This is a genomic window from Microbacterium sp. MEC084, from assembly GCF_004514465.2.
In the GTDB taxonomy this organism is placed as follows: Bacteria; Actinomycetota; Actinomycetes; order Actinomycetales; family Microbacteriaceae; genus Microbacterium.
This window is the reverse complement of sequence record NZ_MYFP02000051.1, coordinates 1-834: the sequence shown is the minus strand read 5'-3', so window position 1 is coordinate 834 and position 834 is coordinate 1. Positions and strand designations below refer to the sequence as shown.

Genomic DNA, 834 nt, shown 5'->3' with positions numbered 1-834 from the left:
TTGCTTGATGTGGCAGTAGCGGCGCTCGATGACGTTGCGGCCCTTGTAGTCGGCGGCGTCGAGGCCGACGGGGCGTCCGCCGCGTGAGCCGCGGCGCTTGCGGTGGCCTTGCTGGTCGGACGGCTCGGGGATCACGGCCTTGATCCCGCGGGCGCGTAGATGCCCGCGGATCGCGCGGGATGAGTACGCCTTGTCACCCCGGACCGCGTCCGGACGAGTGCGGGGCCGGCCGACGGGACGGGCGACACGCAGGTGTCCCATCAGCGGCAGGAACATCGGCGAGTCCCCGGCCTGGCCTGCTGTCAGCAGCGCGACCAGCGGGAGCCCGTTGCCGTCGACGAGCTGGTGGATCTTCGTCGACAGGCCGCCTCGGGAGCGGCCGACCGCGTGATCAGGCGGCTCGACGCCCGGATTCGTGTAATTCGATCCAGCCCCCTGTGAGGCGCTTCGTGTTCGTCGCGTGCTGATGCGCGCGGGCGATCGTGGAGTCCACCGACAGCGACCACTCCACCAGCCCCGCCTCGTCCGCGGCGGCGGTGAGTGTGGCGAGCACCTTGTCCCAGGTGCCTTCCGTGGCCATGCGGCGATGCCAGGTCCATACCGTCTGCCACGGCCCGAACACCTCCGGCAGATCCCGCCACGCGATCCCGCACCGATACCGGTAGACGATGCCCTCGACCATCAACCGCGCGTCCGCGAAGGGCCGTCCCCTGCGCCCGGTCGGGCGCGGCAGCATCTCCTCGAGCAACGACCACTGAGCATCCGAGAGCACCTGAAACCGCGTCACGACCTCAGACTCTCAGCGCGCCGCCGAACTATTTGTCAGACACGCCC

The 834-nt window shown here is 70.0% G+C and carries 1 pseudogene; it reads right to left on the bottom strand.

The annotated features are described in order from the left end of the window. Nucleotides 1–787, bottom strand: a pseudogene (locus tag B5M43_RS14900) (IS5 family transposase); the annotation flags it as partial. Nucleotides 788–834 lie beyond the last annotated feature (47 nt).